This is a genomic window from Pandoraea sp. NE5 (assembly GCF_024363545.1).
Lineage (GTDB): Bacteria > Pseudomonadota > Gammaproteobacteria > Burkholderiales > Burkholderiaceae > Pandoraea > Pandoraea cepalis.
In genome coordinates, this window is record NZ_AP025517.1 from 1,754,920 (window position 1) to 1,772,207 (window position 17,288).

A 17,288-nucleotide genomic window follows, 5' to 3' on the forward strand; every position below is an offset into this window, starting at 1 on the left:
CCCATGGCCGTTTCAGTTTTCGATTTGTTCAAGATCGGTATCGGACCGTCGAGTTCGCATACCGTGGGGCCGATGCGCGCGGCGCTGATGTTCGTGCAAGGTCTGGAGCGCGACGGCCTGCTGCCGCAGGTGGCGACGCTGCGTGCCGAGCTGTATGGTTCGCTCGGCGCCACGGGCAAGGGCCACGGCACCGACAAGGGGGTGCTGCTCGGCTTCATGGGCGAGGCGCCCGACACGGTCGATCCGGCGACGATTGCGGGGCGTTTGACCACGCTGCGTCAGGCGAAGGTGCTGTCGATTCTTGGCAAGCACGAGGTGCCGTTCGTCGAGAAGGAACACATGGTGTTCTACCGTCGCGAGGCGATGGCCGAGCATCCGAACGGCATGAAATTCCACGCGTTCGATGCCGAGGGCAACAAACTGCGCGAAGGGCGTTATCTGTCGGTCGGCGGCGGGTTCGTCGTGACGGCCGGCGCGTCGAACGCGCAGGTGCTCGCCGCGCACGACCAACTGCCGTATCCGTTCCGCACGGGCAAGGAACTGCTCGAGATGTGCCGCGCAAGCGGCAAGACCATCGCGGAACTGATGTGGGAGAACGAGAAGGTCTGGCACCACGGCGACGCGGCAACGGCGGAAGCAGATATTCGTCGCGGGTTGCTCAACATCTGGGATGTGATGCAGTCGTGCGTGACGCGCGGTTGCGGCATTGGGAACGACGATGCCGACGGCGAACTGCCGGGGCCGTTGCATGTGCGACGTCGCGCGCCGGAGTTGTATCGTCAGCTCACACAACGCGCCGAGCGTACGCTGTCCGATCCGCTGTCGGTGATGGACTGGGTGAACCTCTACGCAATTGCCGTCAATGAAGAGAACGCTGCGGGCGGCCGCGTGGTGACAGCGCCGACGAACGGCGCGGCGGGCATCATTCCGTCGGTGCTGCATTACTACGACCGCTTTGTGCACGGCGCGAACGAGCAGGGCGTGATCGACTTCCTGCTCACTGCCGGGGCCATCGGCATTCTGTACAAGCTCAACGCGTCGATTTCCGGGGCGGAAGTGGGATGCCAAGGTGAAGTCGGGGTGGCGTGTTCGATGGCTGCGGGGGCACTGGCTGCGGTACAGGGCGGCACGGTCGAGCAAGTGGAGAACGCGGCCGAGATCGGCATGGAGCACAACCTCGGCCTGACGTGCGACCCGGTCGGCGGGCTGGTGCAGATTCCGTGCATCGAGCGCAATGCGATGGCGTCCGTGAAGGCGGTGAATGCGGCGCGCATGGCGTTGCGCGGCGACGGTGCGCACTACGTGTCGCTCGACTCCGTCATCAAGACGATGCGCGAGACCGGTGCCGACATGAAGACCAAGTACAAGGAAACGGCACGCGGTGGTTTGGCGGTGAATATCGTGGAGTGCTGACACTTCTCTAAACGGTGCAGCGGATGGTCAACGAGCCGGGTTCAATGGGTAGGCATGAAGAAGGCAATGAGCCACGCGGCTTTTCTATTCCTGGTCGGCCCTTCCGGATTCGCACCTTCTGCCGGAATTTAACGGAAGAATCCCAAACACACTGCGAGTGACGTCGCAGACAATGCTCCATCTCAACGATCCCGCAATCGCTGACACGCGATGTCGCGCCTTTGCCGGACGATTCGAAAGGGGCATATCAATGCGAAGAAATCAGTCGGGGATCTTTCTCGTCTCCGCAGCGATCGCGATCACCATCGTGGGGATGCTGATTACGTTTTGGGGCGTGAATCAGATGCGGCAGATGCGGATCGAGCGGGCAGAGCGCGCCGGGCACGGGCTGAGGATCATTGGCAACGCGGCAGATACCATCGTCGCAAAGTACTACAAGGACATTGAATCGCTGCTGTCGACGCCTGGTAAAACTTTTGCGATCAAGGGCCATACGTTCACCCATGAGCCTGCTTCGTCGTCGTTCGATTATTCGTACATAGGTCGGCTGGACGCGGCAGCGCTGTTGGCGGTGTTGGATATTTCCGGGGTGGGAAGCAAGCCGCCGCATGGCCTGGGCGATTACGGTATCCGGATTTATCGGAAGTGCGATCGCGAGAAGCCACCGAACTGCCAGATCAATTCGCTGACGTATCTCACTGAACCGGCAAAGCGTGCTTATTCGTCGGAGCCGGATTACGCTTTCGCGGCGATTGTCGCGAAGACGGTCGGTGTCTTCGGTGGGACATCCACGATGGATAAGCCGCAGGAATTCCGATTTGTCGACGAGAGTATGAAGCCCATTCCCGATACTGTTCCGAATCCATTGGGAAAGCCGGGATTGGTCGCCATGCGGGGCGGTTACCTGACGCACAGTCTGGACGTCAATGTTCGACGCGACGGATCGCGCAACATTACGGGTGATCTGGACTTCGAGAACGGCAATTCGCATCAAAGCATCAAAGGGATCAAGAACATCGTCGGCGTGGGAAAGCTCAGCATGATGGAGCTTGAGATCGCGGGCCAGGCCACGATGAAAGGTCCACTGCATCTGAGTGACAAAGGCAAGAACCGGCAGGACATCGTCGGGGCGCGAAATATCGAAGGCGACGGCATGCTGACGATGAAAGGCCTTGAGGTGCAGGGCGCAACGGTGAAGGGTGACGCGACCATTCTCGGCAGCCTGGACGCGAAACGCGGGGCCACCGTCGGCGGTACGCTGAAAATGGAACGCCACAATATCGAGCGCGCGGGGCGGGTGACCGCACAGAGTCTTCAATCCGACTCGGGCGTCATCCGCCTGGATCGATCCAACCGACAAAATGCGTCGTGCCAGGCTGGCGAAATTGGGAGAGACGCCGACGGCAAAATGCTCTCGTGCCAGAGCTCTGGTGGCAGTTGGACGTGGCAACTCGCTCGTACCACCGAGTACGTCACCAGGATCGTGCATAAAGAGGTCGAGCGAATCGTCGAGAAGGACAGGCCTATCGTCATGGCGACTTGGGATTACTACTACAACAGGTGCAACGATTATCGAATGTCGGGCGGATGGAAGACGGGATACTACGGAAAAATAGAGGGCGCGCTTTTTTGCAGCATTGTCGCGAAAGGTTGGTGTGACAGGAGTGCGTTCGGTTCAAACGAAAGGGCGACCGTCTATAACGCGGACAACAACGGGCGGCAAGTGACAACTGGCGGCACGCCATACGTCTTTTTTGGCAACACCTACGGCGTTATTGCCTGCGGGTTTTCCTCGGAACGTGATGCCAAGGCAGCTGGGTTCACCGTTTGCGATAGCCGGACCAATAACTGCCGTATGGCAAAGGACTTGTGAGCGCGAAAGTCACCGCGGCTTCGTACCCACTTTCGTGCCCGCTTTCGTGACTGTCACGCAACCGACACAAGCGCTTGTTAACCTACTTTTCGATGTCTCCTTGCCTTGTCTTTGAGCCGCGCGGCGTTTGCCGGGCGGCTTTTTTCTTGTCGCGCTGTTGCGTATAGGAATTGGCGGAAAGATTTGCCGGTTTCTATCGCGCAGGGTCAAACCTTGAGATTCTTCGTCGCTTGCCCCCTGGCATTGCGGGGCCAACAAGTGGTTGCGACAGGAGACACGTGACATGGAGAGCTGGCTCAAGCCGTTGGTCGATACCCTCGGCGGGGTGCTGTCGGGATACCCGCTTGTGATCACCTTGTTGGGGGCGGGGCTTTACTTCACCGTCCGATTCGGTGGAATCCAGGTCCGGGCGCTCTGGCACAGCATCTGTTTGCTGCGTACCTCCGGGAGTACCTCCGGCATCTCACCCTTTCAAGCGTTTGCCACCGGGCTGGCGAGCCGTGTCGGCACCGGCAATATCGCGGGTGTCGCCGTCGCGCTCACGATCGGCGGGCCGGGTGCCATCTTCTGGATGTGGATGACCGCTCTGCTCGGCATGGCGTCCGCCTTCGTCGAATCCACGCTGGCGCAAATCTTCAAGGTGCCGCGCCACGACAACACCTTTCGCGGCGGCCCGGCGTATTACATACAGATCGGCCTTGGGTCGCGCAAATTCGGTGTCCTGTTTGCGCTGGCGCTACTGTTCACCTTCGGGTTCGCGCTCAACTCCGTGCAGTCGCACTCGATTGCCGAGGCGCTGGAAGCGTCGTTCGGCTGGGAGCGGATCTGGATCGGCGTTGCGCTGGTGCTGATGACGGCACCGATCATCTACGGCGGCGTGCGACGCGTCGCACGCTTTGCGCAATGGATCGTGCCGGTCATGGCGCTCGCCTATGTCGGGCTGGCCATCTATGTTTGTGTCGTCAACCTCGATCAGATCCCCGGCATGATCGCGATGATCCTGCGGCACGCGTTCGGGCTTGAGCCGGCCGCCGGCGGTATCGCCGGACATGCCGTCAGCCAGGCCGTCATGATGGGCGTGAAGCGTGGCCTCTTCTCCAACGAAGCGGGCATGGGCAGCGCGCCCAATGCCGCCGCCGTGGCCACGACCAAACACCCGGTACAGCAAGGCCTGATGCAGATGCTCGGCGTGTTCTTCGACACCATCGTCGTGTGTTCGGCCACGGCATTCATGATCCTGCTCTCGGGCGAGTTCATGCCGGGTGCCGCACCCGAAGGGGCCGTGCTCACCCAGCGCGCCCTGGCCGCTCACGTGGGAAATTGGGCGGTGATCTTCACCGGCATCACGGTGTTCTTCCTCGCTTACTCAAGCGTGCTCGGCAATTACGCCTATGCCGAGGTCAACATGGACTACCTGACGCAGCGTCTGTGGTTGCTCAACATTTTCCGCGCGTTGGTGCTGCTGGCCGTCATGCTGGGGTCGGTCGCCAGCCTGCCGTTGGTGTGGAGCTTCGCGGATGTCGGTACCGCGTTGATGGCGTTCATCAATCTGGTCGCCATCGGCTTGTTGATGAAGTACGCGTTGCTCGCGTGGCGCGACTATCAGGCCCAGCGCCGTGCGGGTGTCGCCGAGCCGGTTTTCACGCGCGACGCATTGCCGCCGGAGATGCGTGAGCGTTTGCCCAAGGATGTCTGGTGACGGGGGCGTGCCGTCGGTCATGGCGAAACGCCGTTGCGCGCTAACGCGGTGAAGCGGTATGGCGGGAAAGCCCTAACGCCCCAACGCCCCAACGCTGTATCGCTGTAACGGCGTCATGCCACGGCGGCACACATCAAGCACGAGGGCCGGTGAGTCATCCTCACCGGCCCTCGTCGTTACCGCTATCGGCCCATCGCCAGGCGCTTACTTGCCGCCGATGGTCTCCAGCACGGTCCACTTGCCACCGACCACCTTGTAGAGCGTGATCGAACCGTACTTCAGATCGCCCGATTTGTCGTACGCCAGCTCACGCGTGGTCACGCCGGGCATGCTGGTCTTCGCGAGCGTCGGCAGGTACTTCGCCGGATCGGTCGAGTTGGCCTTCTTCATGGCCGACATCATGGCCATGGCACCATCGTAGGCGTACGGCGAGTACGTCTCCGGCGCGCTGCCGAACTTGGCCTTGTAGCGCGACTCGTACGCGGCGCCGCCGGGCATCTTGTCGAGCGGCAGGCCGGCGAGCGACACCACCGAGCCGTTGGCGGCGTCGCCAGCGATCTTCAGGAACGCGTCGGACTTGACCATTTCACCGGCCATCAGCGTGCTCTTCATGCCCAGTTCGCGCAATTGCTTGGCGAGCGGGCCAGCTTGTGCGTCGGCACCGCCATAGAAGATCATGTCCGGATTGGCGCGCTTGAGGTTAGTCAGGATGGCGCGGAAGTCCACGGCCTTGTCGTTGGCGAACTCGCGACGCACGATCTTGCCGCCGGCGGCCTTCACCGCCTTCTCGAACTCGTCGGCCAAGCCCTGACCGTAAGCCGTGCGATCGTCAACGATGGCGATGTTCTTGAAGCCCAGCTTCTTGACGGCGAACGTACCGACGACCGACCCTTGCTGAATGTCTGAGGTCATCATGCGGAACGTCGTCTTGAAGCCCTGCTTCGTGTATTCCGGGGCCGTCGCCATGGCGATTTCCGGAATGCCTGCCTGCGCATAGATGCGCGAAGCGGGAATCGTCGTGCCGGAGTTGAAGTGGCCGAGCATGCCCTTGATGCCCGAATCGACCAGCTTCTGCGCGACCAGCGAACCCTGACGCGGGTCGGCCTGATCGTCTTCCGACTGCAACACGAACTTCACCGGCTTGCCTTCGATAGTCGGCTTCGTGGCGTTGTACTCGTCAATGGCGAGCTGGATGCCGTTCTGCATGTCTTTGCCGTAGTGCGCCTGGGCGCCCGTGAGCGGTGCGGCAAAACCCAGCTTCACTTCCTGCGCCTGTTGCGCGTTGGCCGTACCGAACGCGAGCAGTCCCGCGACGGCGACCGCGCTGAGCGTAAGCTTCGATTGCATCAACCCTCTCCTTGCATGTGTATGTCGTTGAGTGGCATGCCTGCGGGATCGCCGCGGCACGCCTTTCTTGGATCGCCGTCTGCACAAGGCCGGTCGGCCCGGGACGGCTTCAATCGCAATCAAACGCAATATGCGTCCGACGCGGCAGTATTGGATGGCTGCGCGCGCCGGTCAAGAGGGAGAAGTTCCGATGGAAGGTGCTACCCGCTTATGGCGAGGGTTGCGCCGTCGGAGCGCCGGTGCTACCCGAATCGCCCTTTGCGCCTTGCTGGATCGCGCGCAGCGTCGCTTCGGCGCTGGCGTAGCGGGCGAGCACGTCGGCGCTTGGGGCCTTGTCAAAGCGACTCACCACGATGAGCGCCAGGCCGCCCAGCACAAAGCCCGGCAGGATTTCGTACAGGTCGAACCAGCCGAACTGCTTCCAGATCAGGACCGTGGCCGCCCCCACGACAATGCCCGCGAGCGCCCCGTTACGGGTGACGCGCGGCCATAGCAGCGTGGCCAGCACCAGCGGACCGAAGGCCGCCCCGAAACCCGCCCAGGCGTAACTCACCATGCCGAGCACGCGGCTCTGCGGATCGAGGGCCAACACCACGGCGATCACTGCCACGCTCAACACCATCGCCCGGCCGATCCACACGAGGCGGCCCTGGCTGACCGGCCCGCGCGCAAACGTTTTGTAGAGGTCTTCCGTCAGTGCACTGGCGCACACGAGCAGCTGGCACGACAAGGTGCTCATCACGGCTGCGAGAATCGCCGCCAGCAGCACGCCCGTGAGCCACGGGGTGAAGAGTTGGGTCGTGAGCGCCATGAAGATGGTCTCCGGGTTTGCCGCCACACCGGCACCGAGATCGGGCCGCGCGCTATAGAACGCCAGTCCGAAGAAGCCCACGGCGACCGCACCGGTCAGGCACAGCACCATCCAGGTCATGCAGATGCGACGCGCCTGCGGAATCGCCGCCGCTGAGCGCGCGGCCATGAACCGCACGAGAATATGCGGCTGGCCGAAATAGCCCAGACCCCAGGCGAGCATCGAGATGACGCCGATAGGCGCGAGATCGCCGAACCAATCGGTATGGGCGGGGTGCACGGCGGTGACCGCGTCCACGGCCGCCGCAGGGCTGCCGTCGAGCGCAATCACGGCGATCGGGGTGACGACCAGTGCGGCGAACATCAGCGAGGCCTGGACCGTATCGGTCCAGCTCACCGCAAGGAATCCGCCGATGAAGACGTAGGCAATGGTCGCCACAGCGCCGATCCACAGCGCCGTGCGGTATTCCAGGCCGAACATCGTTTCGAACAGCCGGGCGCCGGCAACGACCCCCGACGCGCAATAAATCGTGAAGAAGATGAGGATCACGAGCGCCGTGACGATGCGCAGCACGTGGCTGCGGTCACCGAAGCGCTGTGTGAGGTACTCGGGCAGGGTCAGCGCGTTGCCGCACACCTCCGTATGCACACGCAAGCGCGCGGCCACGAGATGCCAGTTGGCCCACGCGCCGATCGCCAGGCCGATGGCGATCCAGACACCCGACAGGCCGCCCATGTAGATCGCCCCAGGCAGGCCGAGCAAGAGCCAGCCGCTCATGTCGGAAGCCCCGGCGGAAAGCGCGGTGACGAAGCTGCCGAGGCGACGTCCGCCGAGAATGTAGTCGGAAAGATCGTGGGTGGCGCGATAGCCGAGCCATCCGATCACCAGCATCAATAGCAAATACACGGTGAATGACACCGCAGTGGGATTCCAAAGGGACATGTAGCCTCCTCGAGCGTCGGTGTCACGTGCGTTGCGCGCCTCTGCCGGCATGACGAAAGAGGCGGCGACGCGGGACGACGAACGCTATGGCCAGCGATACGTGTCGCTGGCACGGGTTGACCGCGCAATGGCGGTGAGACGCGTGATATGTCGGGGGCGGGCGCGAAGATACCGCGAATGCGCGCGGCGTGCGTGAGTACGGGAGGTGCGGCGGGGCGTGATAAGCGTTGGGCTGATCGGGGAGATGGGCGGGGAGGCGCGAGAAAAGCGCAGGAAGGCGCTGGAATGAGGCGGGCGGTTGACCCGTTAACCCATCGCGGCCGCCATTGTCCCGGAAGGCAGGACGCTGGCAGCCGCTGAGGACAACGCGATCGGGACGACGGCGCGTCCGGGGAGGGGGGCGAAATCGGCAGTCGGAACCTGCGAATCCTGCGGATTCAGCCATCAGATTTCGGACGAATCCGACGGGATTCGTCGCGAAACCTGACGGTCCGCCGCGATCAGCCGATGGTCATGAGGTTGGCATTGCCACCTGCGGCAGCCGTGTTGACCGACACCGAGCGTTCGCACAGCAGTCGCTCCAGTGCGTAGTCGTCACCGGCGGCCAGCGCCTCGGGCGCGAGGCCCTGCATCGACAGGATCGGACCGTTGCGGGTTGCGATGCGACGGTTCAGGGCGCGCAACTCGTCGCTGTCGCCTTCGAACAGCACCGCGGCGAGCGATGGCTCGGCGGCGGCGTCCGCCCCTGCCGCCAACACTGACGCGCGTCCCTTGAGGGCGGCCGGCAGGGCGCTCACCAGTTCGCGGGCGGCAATGCTCTCCGTGAAGACGGCGTCGTTGCCCGTCGCCAGCGCGGCAGCCAGTTGCGTGCGCGCGCCGAGCGGCGTGGCAGCCACGCACAGGACCGGGCCGCGTGGCTCCAGACCATAGGTGTTGCGCTCACCGGTCGGTCCCGGCAGCACGGCGGTGGCGTCGAGTGCCGACGTGGCCAGATAACGGTCGACGCGATGAATCGCGGCGGCGCTATCGGCCGAGTTGTCCTGCGCGCGCAGCCAGTCGCGGTAGCTCACCAACGGCGAGAGCGCGGCTTCGTTGCGGTTCAGCTCGGCGGGCAGCGAAGCCGGACGCGTCGCCAGCAGACGCGGCAGATACATCGGACCGCCGGCTTTCGGACCCGTCCCAGACAAGCCTTCGCCGCCGAACGGCTGCACGCCGACCACGGCGCCAATCACGTTCCGGTTCACGTAGACGTTGCCGACATGGGCGCGCTCGGTCACATAGGCAATGGTTTCGTCGATACGCGTATGCACGCCGAACGTCAGGCCGTAGCCAGTGCCGTTGATCTGATCGAGCAGCTTGTCGAGTTGCGCGCGCTTGAAGCGGATCACGTGCAGCACCGGGCCGAAGACTTCGCGTTGCAGCGCCGTGAGATCGGTCAGCTCGATGAGTGTCGGCGGCACGAACGTGCCGTGGCGGGCGGCGTCGGGCAGCGGCAGTTGTTCGACCGGGAAGCCCTTGTCGCGCATCTGCTCGATGTGGCGGTTGATGCCGTTTTGCGCTTCGGCGTCGATCACCGGACCGACGTCGATGGACAGGCGATCCGGATTGCCGATGGCCAGTTCCTGCATCGCGCCCTTGAGCATATGCAACGTCTTGTCGGCGATGTCGTCCTGCAGGCACAGCACACGCAGCGCCGAGCAGCGCTGACCGGCCGAATCGAAAGCCGATGCGAGTACGTCGTACACGACCTGTTCGGGCAGCGCCGACGAATCGACGATCATCGCGTTCTGACCGCCGGTCTCGGCGATCAGTGGGATCGGACGGCCATTGGCGTCGAGGCGCTCGGCCAGCGTGCGCGCGATGATGCGCGCCACTTCGGTCGAGCCGGTGAACATGACGGCCTTCGTGCGGGCGTCGGCCACGAGCGCGGCGCCGACTGTTTCCCCTGTGCCCGGCAGCAATTGCAGCGCGCCGGCCGGAACGCCGGCGGCGTGCATCAGGCGAACCGCTTCGGCGGCGATGAGTGGCGTCTGCTCGGCCGGCTTGGCGATGACCGGGTTACCGGCGGCCAGCGCGGCGGCGACCTGACCAACGAAGATCGCGAGCGGGAAGTTCCACGGGCTGATGCACAGCACCGGGCCCAACGGGCGGTGCGTGTCGTTGGAGAAGCCCTGACGGATCTGCGCGGCGTAGTAGCGCAGGAAGTCGACGGCCTCACGCACTTCGGCCACGGCGTTGGGCAGCGACTTCCCCGCTTCGCGCACGCACAGGCCCATGAGCGTGGGCATGTGGGCCTCAAGCAGATCGGCCGAGCGCATCAGGCTGTCGGCGCGTTCCTCGACCGGCGTGGCTTGCCAGATCGGGGCAGCGGCTACGGCGTTGACGAGCGCGGCATCCACATCGGCCGAGGTGGCCTCGATGACCTGACCCACGGTGTCGCGCAGATCGGCCGGATTGCGCACAGCACGTGGCGTGCCCGTGGTGCGCTCACCGTCGGCCAGCATTGGCGCGGCGCGCCACGGCGTGCCCGCGCTGGCGAGCAGGGCCGACGACAGCGACGCGAGACGGTGCTCGTTCGACAGGTCGAAGCCCGAGGAGTTGGCGCGCGCTACACCATACAGTTCACGCGGCAGCGGAATCTTGGCATGCGGTGCGCCGAGCGGTTGCACCTTCTCCGATTCCGAGATCGGATCGGCGATCAGTTCGTCGACGCTGACGGTCTCATCCGCAATCCGGTTCACGAACGAGGTGTTCGCGCCATTTTCGAGCAGACGGCGCACGAGGTAGGCGAGCAGCGTTTCGTGCGTACCGACCGGCGCATACACGCGGCAGGGCCGCGCGAGCTTGCCCGAGGCGATCGGGCCGACGACCTCTTCGTAGAGCGGCTCGCCCATGCCGTGCAGGCACTGGAATTCGTACTGGCCGGGGTAGTAGTTATTGCCCGCCAGGTGATAGATGGCAGAAAGCGTGTAGGCGTTGTGCGTGGCGAACTGCGGGTAGATGGCGTCCGGCACGGCGAGCAGCTTCTTCGCGCAGGCAAGGTACGACACGTCCGTGTAGATCTTGCGGGTATAGACCGGATAGCCTTCGAGCCCGTCGACCTGCGCGCGCTTGATTTCCGTATCCCAGTACGCACCCTTGACCAGGCGCACCATGATGCGGTGACGGCTGCGACGCGCCAGATCGATGATGAAGTCGATCACGAACGGGCAACGCTTCTGATAGGCCTGCACCACGAAACCGATGCCGTTCCAGCCGGCCAGCTCGGGATCGAAGCACAGCGCTTCGAGCAGGTCGAGCGAGATTTCGAGGCGATCGGCTTCTTCGGCATCGATATTCAGGCCGATGTCATAAGAGCGTGCCAACTTGGCGAGCGCCTGCACGCGCGGCAGCAGTTCCGCGACCGTACGCTCATGTTGGCTGCGCGAGTAGCGCGGATGCAGGGCCGATAGTTTGATCGAGATGCCAGGGCCTTCATAGATGCCGCGGCCGGCCGAAGCCTTGCCGATGGCCTGAATGGCTTGCTCGTAACTCGCGTAGTAGCGCTGGGCATCCTCTTCGGTCGTCGCGGCTTCGCCGAGCATGTCGTACGAATAGCGGAAGCCCTGGGCTTCGTATTTGCGGCTGTTGGCGAGTGCTTCGGAGATGGTTTCCCCGGTCACGAACTGCTCGCCCATCAGGCGCATGGCCATGTCCACGCCCTTGCGGATGAGCGGCTCGCCGCCGCGGCCGATCAGGCGCGTGAGGGCCTTGGTGAGACCGGCTTCGCTGGTGGTGGTCACAAGCTTGCCGGTGATCATCAGGCCCCAGGTGGCGGCGTTGACGAACATCGACGGCGAATTGCCCATGTGGGCGTGCCAGTCGCCCTTGCTGATCTTGTCGCGGATGAGCGCGTCGCGCGTGGCCTTGTCGGGAATGCGCAGCAGGGCTTCGGCCAGGCACATCAGCGCCACGCCTTCCTGGCTGGACAACGAGAATTCGTGGATCAGACCTTCCACGCCGCCGCCGGTGCTCTTGCCGCGCAGCGCGACGACGAGCTTGCGGGCGAGGTCGGAGGCCGACGTCGCGGTCGCCGGGGCCAGTTTGGCCTGACCGACGAGCACGGGCACGCATTCCGGCTCGGGGCGGCGGTAGGCCGCCGTGATTGCCGCCCGCAGCACCGATTGCGGTTGCACGTTCTGGGCGAATTCGAGGAACGGATGCGGCACGGTATCGTCGCCTGCGTGGCCGTCGATCACCTCGGTGCCCGATTGGGTCGCGCCGCTTAATTCGGGCGGCAGCGCGCCGCTCTCAATGCGCTCCAGGTAAGCGAAGATGGCCTGTTTGATGAGCCAGTGCGGGGTGCGCTCGATTTGCTGGGCGGCGCTTTTGAGCCGGGTACGCAGTACGTCGTCGACCTTGACGCCGAGGGTGGTGTTAGCCATGGAAGGGTTACCTGATGACGCGAAAACGTGACACCCATAGCGGGTGAATTTCGGCATCGTAACCGGGTTTCAAAAGAGGTGCAACCTGAGTCGATATTAGGGTTGCACCTAGGTGTGAGGCCGACACGCGAAACGTCGTGTGGCGCCCCGGCCCGCGGGCCGGGGCGAGAGGCGTTACTTCTGGTCGGTGCCGTACGTTTTTCCCAAATACTCCGAAATCAGCTTGACCTGATCTTCCGGGATGGGCGCGCCATACACTTTCACCATCTTGGTGACTTCCGCGCTCCAGAAGGCCGCCGACATAGGCGGTTGGGTGTTGACGTAGTCGAGCGAGTGGCACATGACGCACCACGAGTTCGCCGATTGATAACCGGCCAGCGTCGAGGCCTTCAACTGCGATGTCTCCTGCGGCAGCTTGATCTCGAGTGCATGGACGGGGGCGGCGAAGACGCCGAACAGACCCAACAGGCCGGACAGCAGGGCCGCGCGGCGCGCAATCTTCGAAAGGTTCATGATCGTCCCCCGTCTCAAGCCGCGATCACACGCACGGTTTCCACCCCGTTGCGCAGATAGCCGGCCGGATTCCACAGCGATTGCAGCGGTTGCGACACCCCTGCACGATTCGTCGCCCGCACTTGGAGCGCGTACTCGCCGGGCTTGGGGGGCGTGAACGACGCCGTCCATTCGCGGAACGAGTACTTCGACAGTTCGTGGCCGAGCTGAGCCGCCTGCCAGGTCTGGCCGCCGTCGGCCGAGAACTGTACGTCGCGAATCCCTTCGCCGCCGTCGAACGCGATGCCGCGCACGCGCACCGCCTTGCCCGCCGCCACGTGCTCGCCGTCGGCAAGACTCGTGACGAACGAGCGCACGGTGAAGCGTTCGATCGGTTTTGTCTTCTCGGGCGCCTTGCCGGGCGTGACGCAATTGCAGTCGTTATCGGGAATGCGATACGCCGTGGCCATCCAGAAGCCGTCGAACACCTTGTCGATAACGTTGATGTCCGCCAGATGCTTCACCCAATACGTGCCGTAGTAGCCCGGCACGACCAGCCGCACCGGAAAGCCGTTGAGCATCGGCAGATCCTTGCCGTTCATGGCGAACGCGATCATCACTTCGCCATCCATCGCGTGATCGAGGTCGAGCGCCTTCACGAACTCGGGCGTCGTGGGGACGATCGGCCGGTCAAGCCCTTCGAACGTCACTTGCTTTGCGCTGGCCGACACGCCCGCCCGTTCGAGAATCCGCTTGAGCGGAATGCCGCGCCAGCGCGCGTTGCCCATCGCACCATTGGCAATCTGTCCGCCGGCGACGCGCGGCTCGAAAAAGCCACGGCTATTGCCCGAGCATTGGTGGACGGCCACGATCTCGACTGGGGCGCCGTAGTCCTTCTTGAGCGACGCGAGCGAGATATCGAGCGGTTTGGCGACGCTGCCGCGCACGTGAATCCGATGCTTCGCCGGATCGATGTCGGTCGGAATGCCCGCGAGGTGGTAGCGCACGAAGAACGCATCGTTCGGCGTGATGAGCCCGTCGTTGAAAATCGCGAACGGCGTTTCCAGTTGCGGGGGGCGCGCCGTCAAGCGGATCAGCGGGCGCTTCTGCGGATACGCGACGAGTTCGCGTTCCCCATTGGCAAACGGCAGCGTCACCATCTGCGGTGCGGTGGTGGCGGCGAGGACGTCAAGTGCGCGCCCCGCGAGGCTGGCGCCAACGCCCAGTGCACCCGCGCGTCGCAAGAAGCGGCGCCGGGAAGCCTCGGCCAAAGGCGATTCGGTGGGCGGGAGGGGCGGTGTGGCGATGTGCGGCGCCGTAGGGGCGGCGCGCCGGTCGTGCGATTTCATCGGGATGTCTCCTGTAGGACTTCTTATCGTGCAGATGACGTGAACCGTTCGGCGTGCGGTGATCGACTACTGTCTGCATCGTCGGGGATTCGGGCGATGTTGTCAAATTTCCGGAACGCTATATACCGATTTATATTTCGAGAGGATCGACTTCGAGGTGCCAACGCACGGGCGCCTTGAGTGCGCGCAGCTCGCTCATCCAGTGCGTGAGGAAGCGTTGGAGCGCGCCGCGATGCGGGCTCTCGACCACGAGCTGGGCGCGTTCGGTGCCCGCGATCCGGACCATCGTCATCGGCACCGGATCCCACAGGGAGATGCGCGCGTCGTGCAGCGCGGGCGTGGCGGCGATCTCGCGGGCCTGTTTGAGAAACGTCATGGCGTCGTCCAGGCGCCGGGCTTCGGCGCGCAGGAGCGCTTGATGCGTGAACGGCGGCAGCAGGGCGACGCGCCGCTCCTCCAGTTGCTGCGCCGCGAAGCCCGCGTAGTCGTGACGCATGAGCGACGCGAACAACGGGTGCGACGCGTAGCGCGTCTGAATCAGCACGTCGCCGGGGCCGTCGGCGCGGGCGGCGCGCCCGGCGCGCCCGGCCACCTGCATCAGTTGTGCAAACAGACGCTCGGCCGCTCGGAAGTCGTGGGAGAAGAGGGCGCTGTCGGCGTTGACCACGCCCACGAGCGTGACGTTACGGAAGTCGTGGCCCTTGGCGACCATCTGCGTGCCGATCAGGATGTCGACTTCGCCCGCATGGACCTGCGCGAACAGCGCCTGCGCGCTGCCTTTGCGGCGTGTGCTGTCAGCATCGATGCGCGCGAGCCGGGCGTCCGGGAACTGTTCAGCCAGCGCCTCCTCGATGCGCTGCGTGCCGCGCCCCAGCGGCGCGAGATCGAGATTGCCGCAATCGGGGCAGGCATGCGGAATGCGCGACTCGGCGCCGCAGTGATGGCAGCGCAGCCGCCGCTCGGGCTTGTGCAACACCATGTGGGCGCTGCACCGGCGGCAGTCGCTGATCCAGCCGCAGGCATCGCAGTTGAGCACCGGGGCGTAACCGCGGCGGTTCAGGAACAGCAGGCTTTGCTCGCCCGCTTCGAGCCGGGCGCGAATGGCGGCGAGCAGCGATTGCGACAAGCCCTCGTGCACCGTGCGCTGAAGTTTGCGCTCGATGTCCATGTCGATGAGCGAGACGCGCGGCAACACGGCATCGGGCGTGGCGCGCTCGGGCATCGCGAGGCGCACGTAGCGGCCCTGCTCGGCGCGCCGCCAGCTATCGAGCGACGGCGTCGCCGAGCCGAGGACGACGGGGATGCGCAACCGGTTCGCCCGCCAGATGGCGAGGTCGCGCGCCGAGTAGCGCAACCCTTCCTGTTGCTTGTAGGACGGATCGTGCTCTTCGTCGACGACGATGAGGCGCAGGTGCGGCAGCGACGCCATCACCGCGAGTCGGGTGCCGAGCACGATGCGCGCCTCGCCGCGATGGGCGGCCAGCCAGTGCCGGGCTCGCTCGCCTTCGGCCAGTCCGCTGTGCAGTGTGACGAGCGTCTCGCCGGGGAATCGCGCACGGAAGACGCCTTCGAGTTGGGGCGTCAGATTGATTTCCGGCACGAGCACGAGGACCTGGGCGTCGCGCTCGCGAAGCGCCTCGGCCACGGCGCGCAAATAGACTTCTGTCTTGCCGCTGCCGGTCACGCCATAGAGCAGGAAGGGGGGGCAGGCGGGGAGGTCCCCCGTGTCGCCCGCATTGCCGGCGTCGAGCTTGCCCAATGGCGCTGTGGCGTCGAGGCGTTGGGCGCCGGCGACTTCGAGCGCGTCGTGAATGGCCGCGACGGCGTCGGCTTGCCCGACAGTCAACGTTCTGGTGGCGCGCGGCGTGTCCTGCGTGCCGAGGTCGATATTGGCCAAAGCGTCGGCGAGTGCGCAATCGGTGGGAGCGTTGGCGTCAGCGGCGCTCGATTCGCCATCCTCATCGTCAGCTTCATCGGCATGGCGTACCGCTTCGTGGAACGGCACGGTGTCGACGACGACCCAGCCGGCGGCGGCCCACTGTTTGAGCACGTCGGCGGCCTTTGCGCACAGGGCGCGCGCCTCGTCCGCATCGAGCGTGCCGGCTTGCGCCAGACCCTCGGCCAAACGGCGCTGGGCGCGCAGCCGGGCGGGCACGTTCTCCAGGAGCGCGGCCAGGGCGCCGTCGGCCAGCCGGTAACGTTGCACGCCACGCTGGGCGAGTAGCCGCGGCCAGCGCATCGGCGTGCGCAGATGCGCCGGGACGCCCGGCAGGGCCACCTCACCGATACCGCGTTGGTAATAGCGCGAGGCGAACTGCATCAGCTCACGCCAATCCTCGCCGAGCGGCGGTAATTCATGCCAGACGGCGGTGACGTCACGCAGCTTGCCCGGTGCGATTTCGCTGCGGTGCGTCAATTCCCAGACGACGCCTACGACCTGTCGGCGTCCGAACGGTACCTGCACCAGTTGCCCAGGGCTCGCGGCCTGGTCGAGCCGATAGTCGAACAGCGTGAGCAGGGGCGTATCGAGCGCCACGCGGGCGATAGCGGGCGCACCGAGGCGCGGCTGGGCGACCGGGGGCAGGGCATCCGCAGTCGATGCAAGAGACGGGGCGGGCAGGTCGTCGGCGCAGGTCAAACTTAAAGTGAATCCTGAGAAGTGTCGGTAAACCCCGGATTTAAGTCGGGTTTCCGGTGGACTTGAAGTGCTTGTGGATAACTATGTTGAGAACTGTGGGGATTATCTCTCGTCAGCCTCACCAGGCGGCCCTCACGCGGTGCCGTGCTTAGACTTTGCCTGAATCAAAAATGCTTTTTGATCAATGGCTTATGAGCGGCGTCGAAGCTTACCCCCCGTTACCTCTCACTTGCGGCGGCGCAGCGAGAATTTGTGCATAAGTCTTCGGGACAACTCCGTAAATTGGAGGGGTTACTCGAC

General features: G+C 64.5%; 9 protein-coding genes. 3 read left to right on the forward strand and 6 right to left on the reverse strand.

What is annotated here, in order from left to right:
* Positions 1-3: 3 nt before the first annotated feature.
* From PanNE5_RS08010 to PanNE5_RS08020, 3 genes are all read left to right on the forward strand, one after another.
* Positions 4-1,413 (forward strand): L-serine ammonia-lyase, encoded by a 1,410-nt coding sequence (locus PanNE5_RS08010; protein ID WP_017233612.1) that lies wholly within the window; start codon positions 4-6, stop codon positions 1,411-1,413.
* 250 nt (positions 1,414-1,663) lie between these two features.
* The gene (locus tag PanNE5_RS08015; RefSeq protein ID WP_261939586.1) at positions 1,664-3,286 is read left to right on the forward strand and encodes a shufflon system plasmid conjugative transfer pilus tip adhesin PilV; all 1,623 of its coding nucleotides are present in this window, start codon (positions 1,664-1,666) and stop codon (positions 3,284-3,286) included.
* A 283-nt stretch (positions 3,287-3,569) separates the two neighbouring features.
* Entirely contained in the window at positions 3,570-4,985 is a 1,416-nt protein-coding gene (locus PanNE5_RS08020; protein ID WP_261939587.1) for an alanine/glycine:cation symporter family protein, read from the forward strand.
* A 204-nt stretch (positions 4,986-5,189) separates the two neighbouring features.
* On the opposite strand, the gene PanNE5_RS08025 is transcribed toward PanNE5_RS08020, so the two are convergent.
* From PanNE5_RS08025 to PanNE5_RS08050, 6 genes are all read right to left on the reverse strand, one after another.
* Entirely contained in the window at positions 5,190-6,332 is a 1,143-nt protein-coding gene (locus PanNE5_RS08025) for a branched-chain amino acid ABC transporter substrate-binding protein (protein WP_017233609.1), read from the reverse strand.
* Between the two features lie 208 nt (positions 6,333-6,540).
* Positions 6,541-8,085, reverse strand: coding sequence for a sodium/proline symporter PutP (putP, locus tag PanNE5_RS08030; RefSeq protein ID WP_039830227.1), 1,545 nt, complete (start codon positions 8,083-8,085; stop codon positions 6,541-6,543).
* Positions 8,086-8,585: 500 nt separating this feature from the next.
* Complete coding sequence (gene putA / locus PanNE5_RS08035; RefSeq protein ID WP_410007566.1) at positions 8,586-12,566, reverse strand: trifunctional transcriptional regulator/proline dehydrogenase/L-glutamate gamma-semialdehyde dehydrogenase; 3,981 nt, start codon at positions 12,564-12,566, stop codon at positions 8,586-8,588.
* Between the two features lie 117 nt (positions 12,567-12,683).
* A complete protein-coding gene (locus PanNE5_RS08040) occupies positions 12,684-13,022 on the reverse strand; it encodes a hypothetical protein (RefSeq protein ID WP_017233606.1) in 339 nt (112 codons plus the stop codon).
* A gap of 14 nt (positions 13,023-13,036) precedes the next feature.
* Entirely contained in the window at positions 13,037-14,350 is a 1,314-nt protein-coding gene (locus PanNE5_RS08045; protein ID WP_017233605.1) for a molybdopterin-dependent oxidoreductase, read from the reverse strand.
* Between the two features lie 130 nt (positions 14,351-14,480).
* The gene (locus PanNE5_RS08050) at positions 14,481-16,988 is read right to left on the reverse strand and encodes a primosomal protein N' (RefSeq protein WP_261939588.1); all 2,508 of its coding nucleotides are present in this window, start codon (positions 16,986-16,988) and stop codon (positions 14,481-14,483) included.
* Positions 16,989-17,288 lie beyond the last annotated feature (300 nt).

Coding starts and splice junctions, on each gene's coding strand:
- PanNE5_RS08020 (WP_261939587.1), top strand. CDS start 3,570: ATGGAGAGCTGGCTCAAGCCGTTGGTCGATACCCTCGGCGGGGTGCTG.
- putP (WP_039830227.1), bottom strand. CDS start 8,085: ATGTCCCTTTGGAATCCCACTGCGGTGTCATTCACCGTGTATTTGCTA.
- putA (WP_410007566.1), bottom strand. CDS start 12,566: ATGCCGAAATTCACCCGCTATGGGTGTCACGTTTTCGCGTCATCAGGT.
- PanNE5_RS08015 (WP_261939586.1), top strand. CDS start 1,664: ATGCGAAGAAATCAGTCGGGGATCTTTCTCGTCTCCGCAGCGATCGCG.
- PanNE5_RS08040 (WP_017233606.1), bottom strand. CDS start 13,022: ATGAACCTTTCGAAGATTGCGCGCCGCGCGGCCCTGCTGTCCGGCCTG.
- PanNE5_RS08025 (WP_017233609.1), bottom strand. CDS start 6,332: ATGCAATCGAAGCTTACGCTCAGCGCGGTCGCCGTCGCGGGACTGCTC.
- PanNE5_RS08010 (WP_017233612.1), top strand. CDS start 4: ATGGCCGTTTCAGTTTTCGATTTGTTCAAGATCGGTATCGGACCGTCG.
- PanNE5_RS08045 (WP_017233605.1), bottom strand. CDS start 14,350: ATGAAATCGCACGACCGGCGCGCCGCCCCTACGGCGCCGCACATCGCC.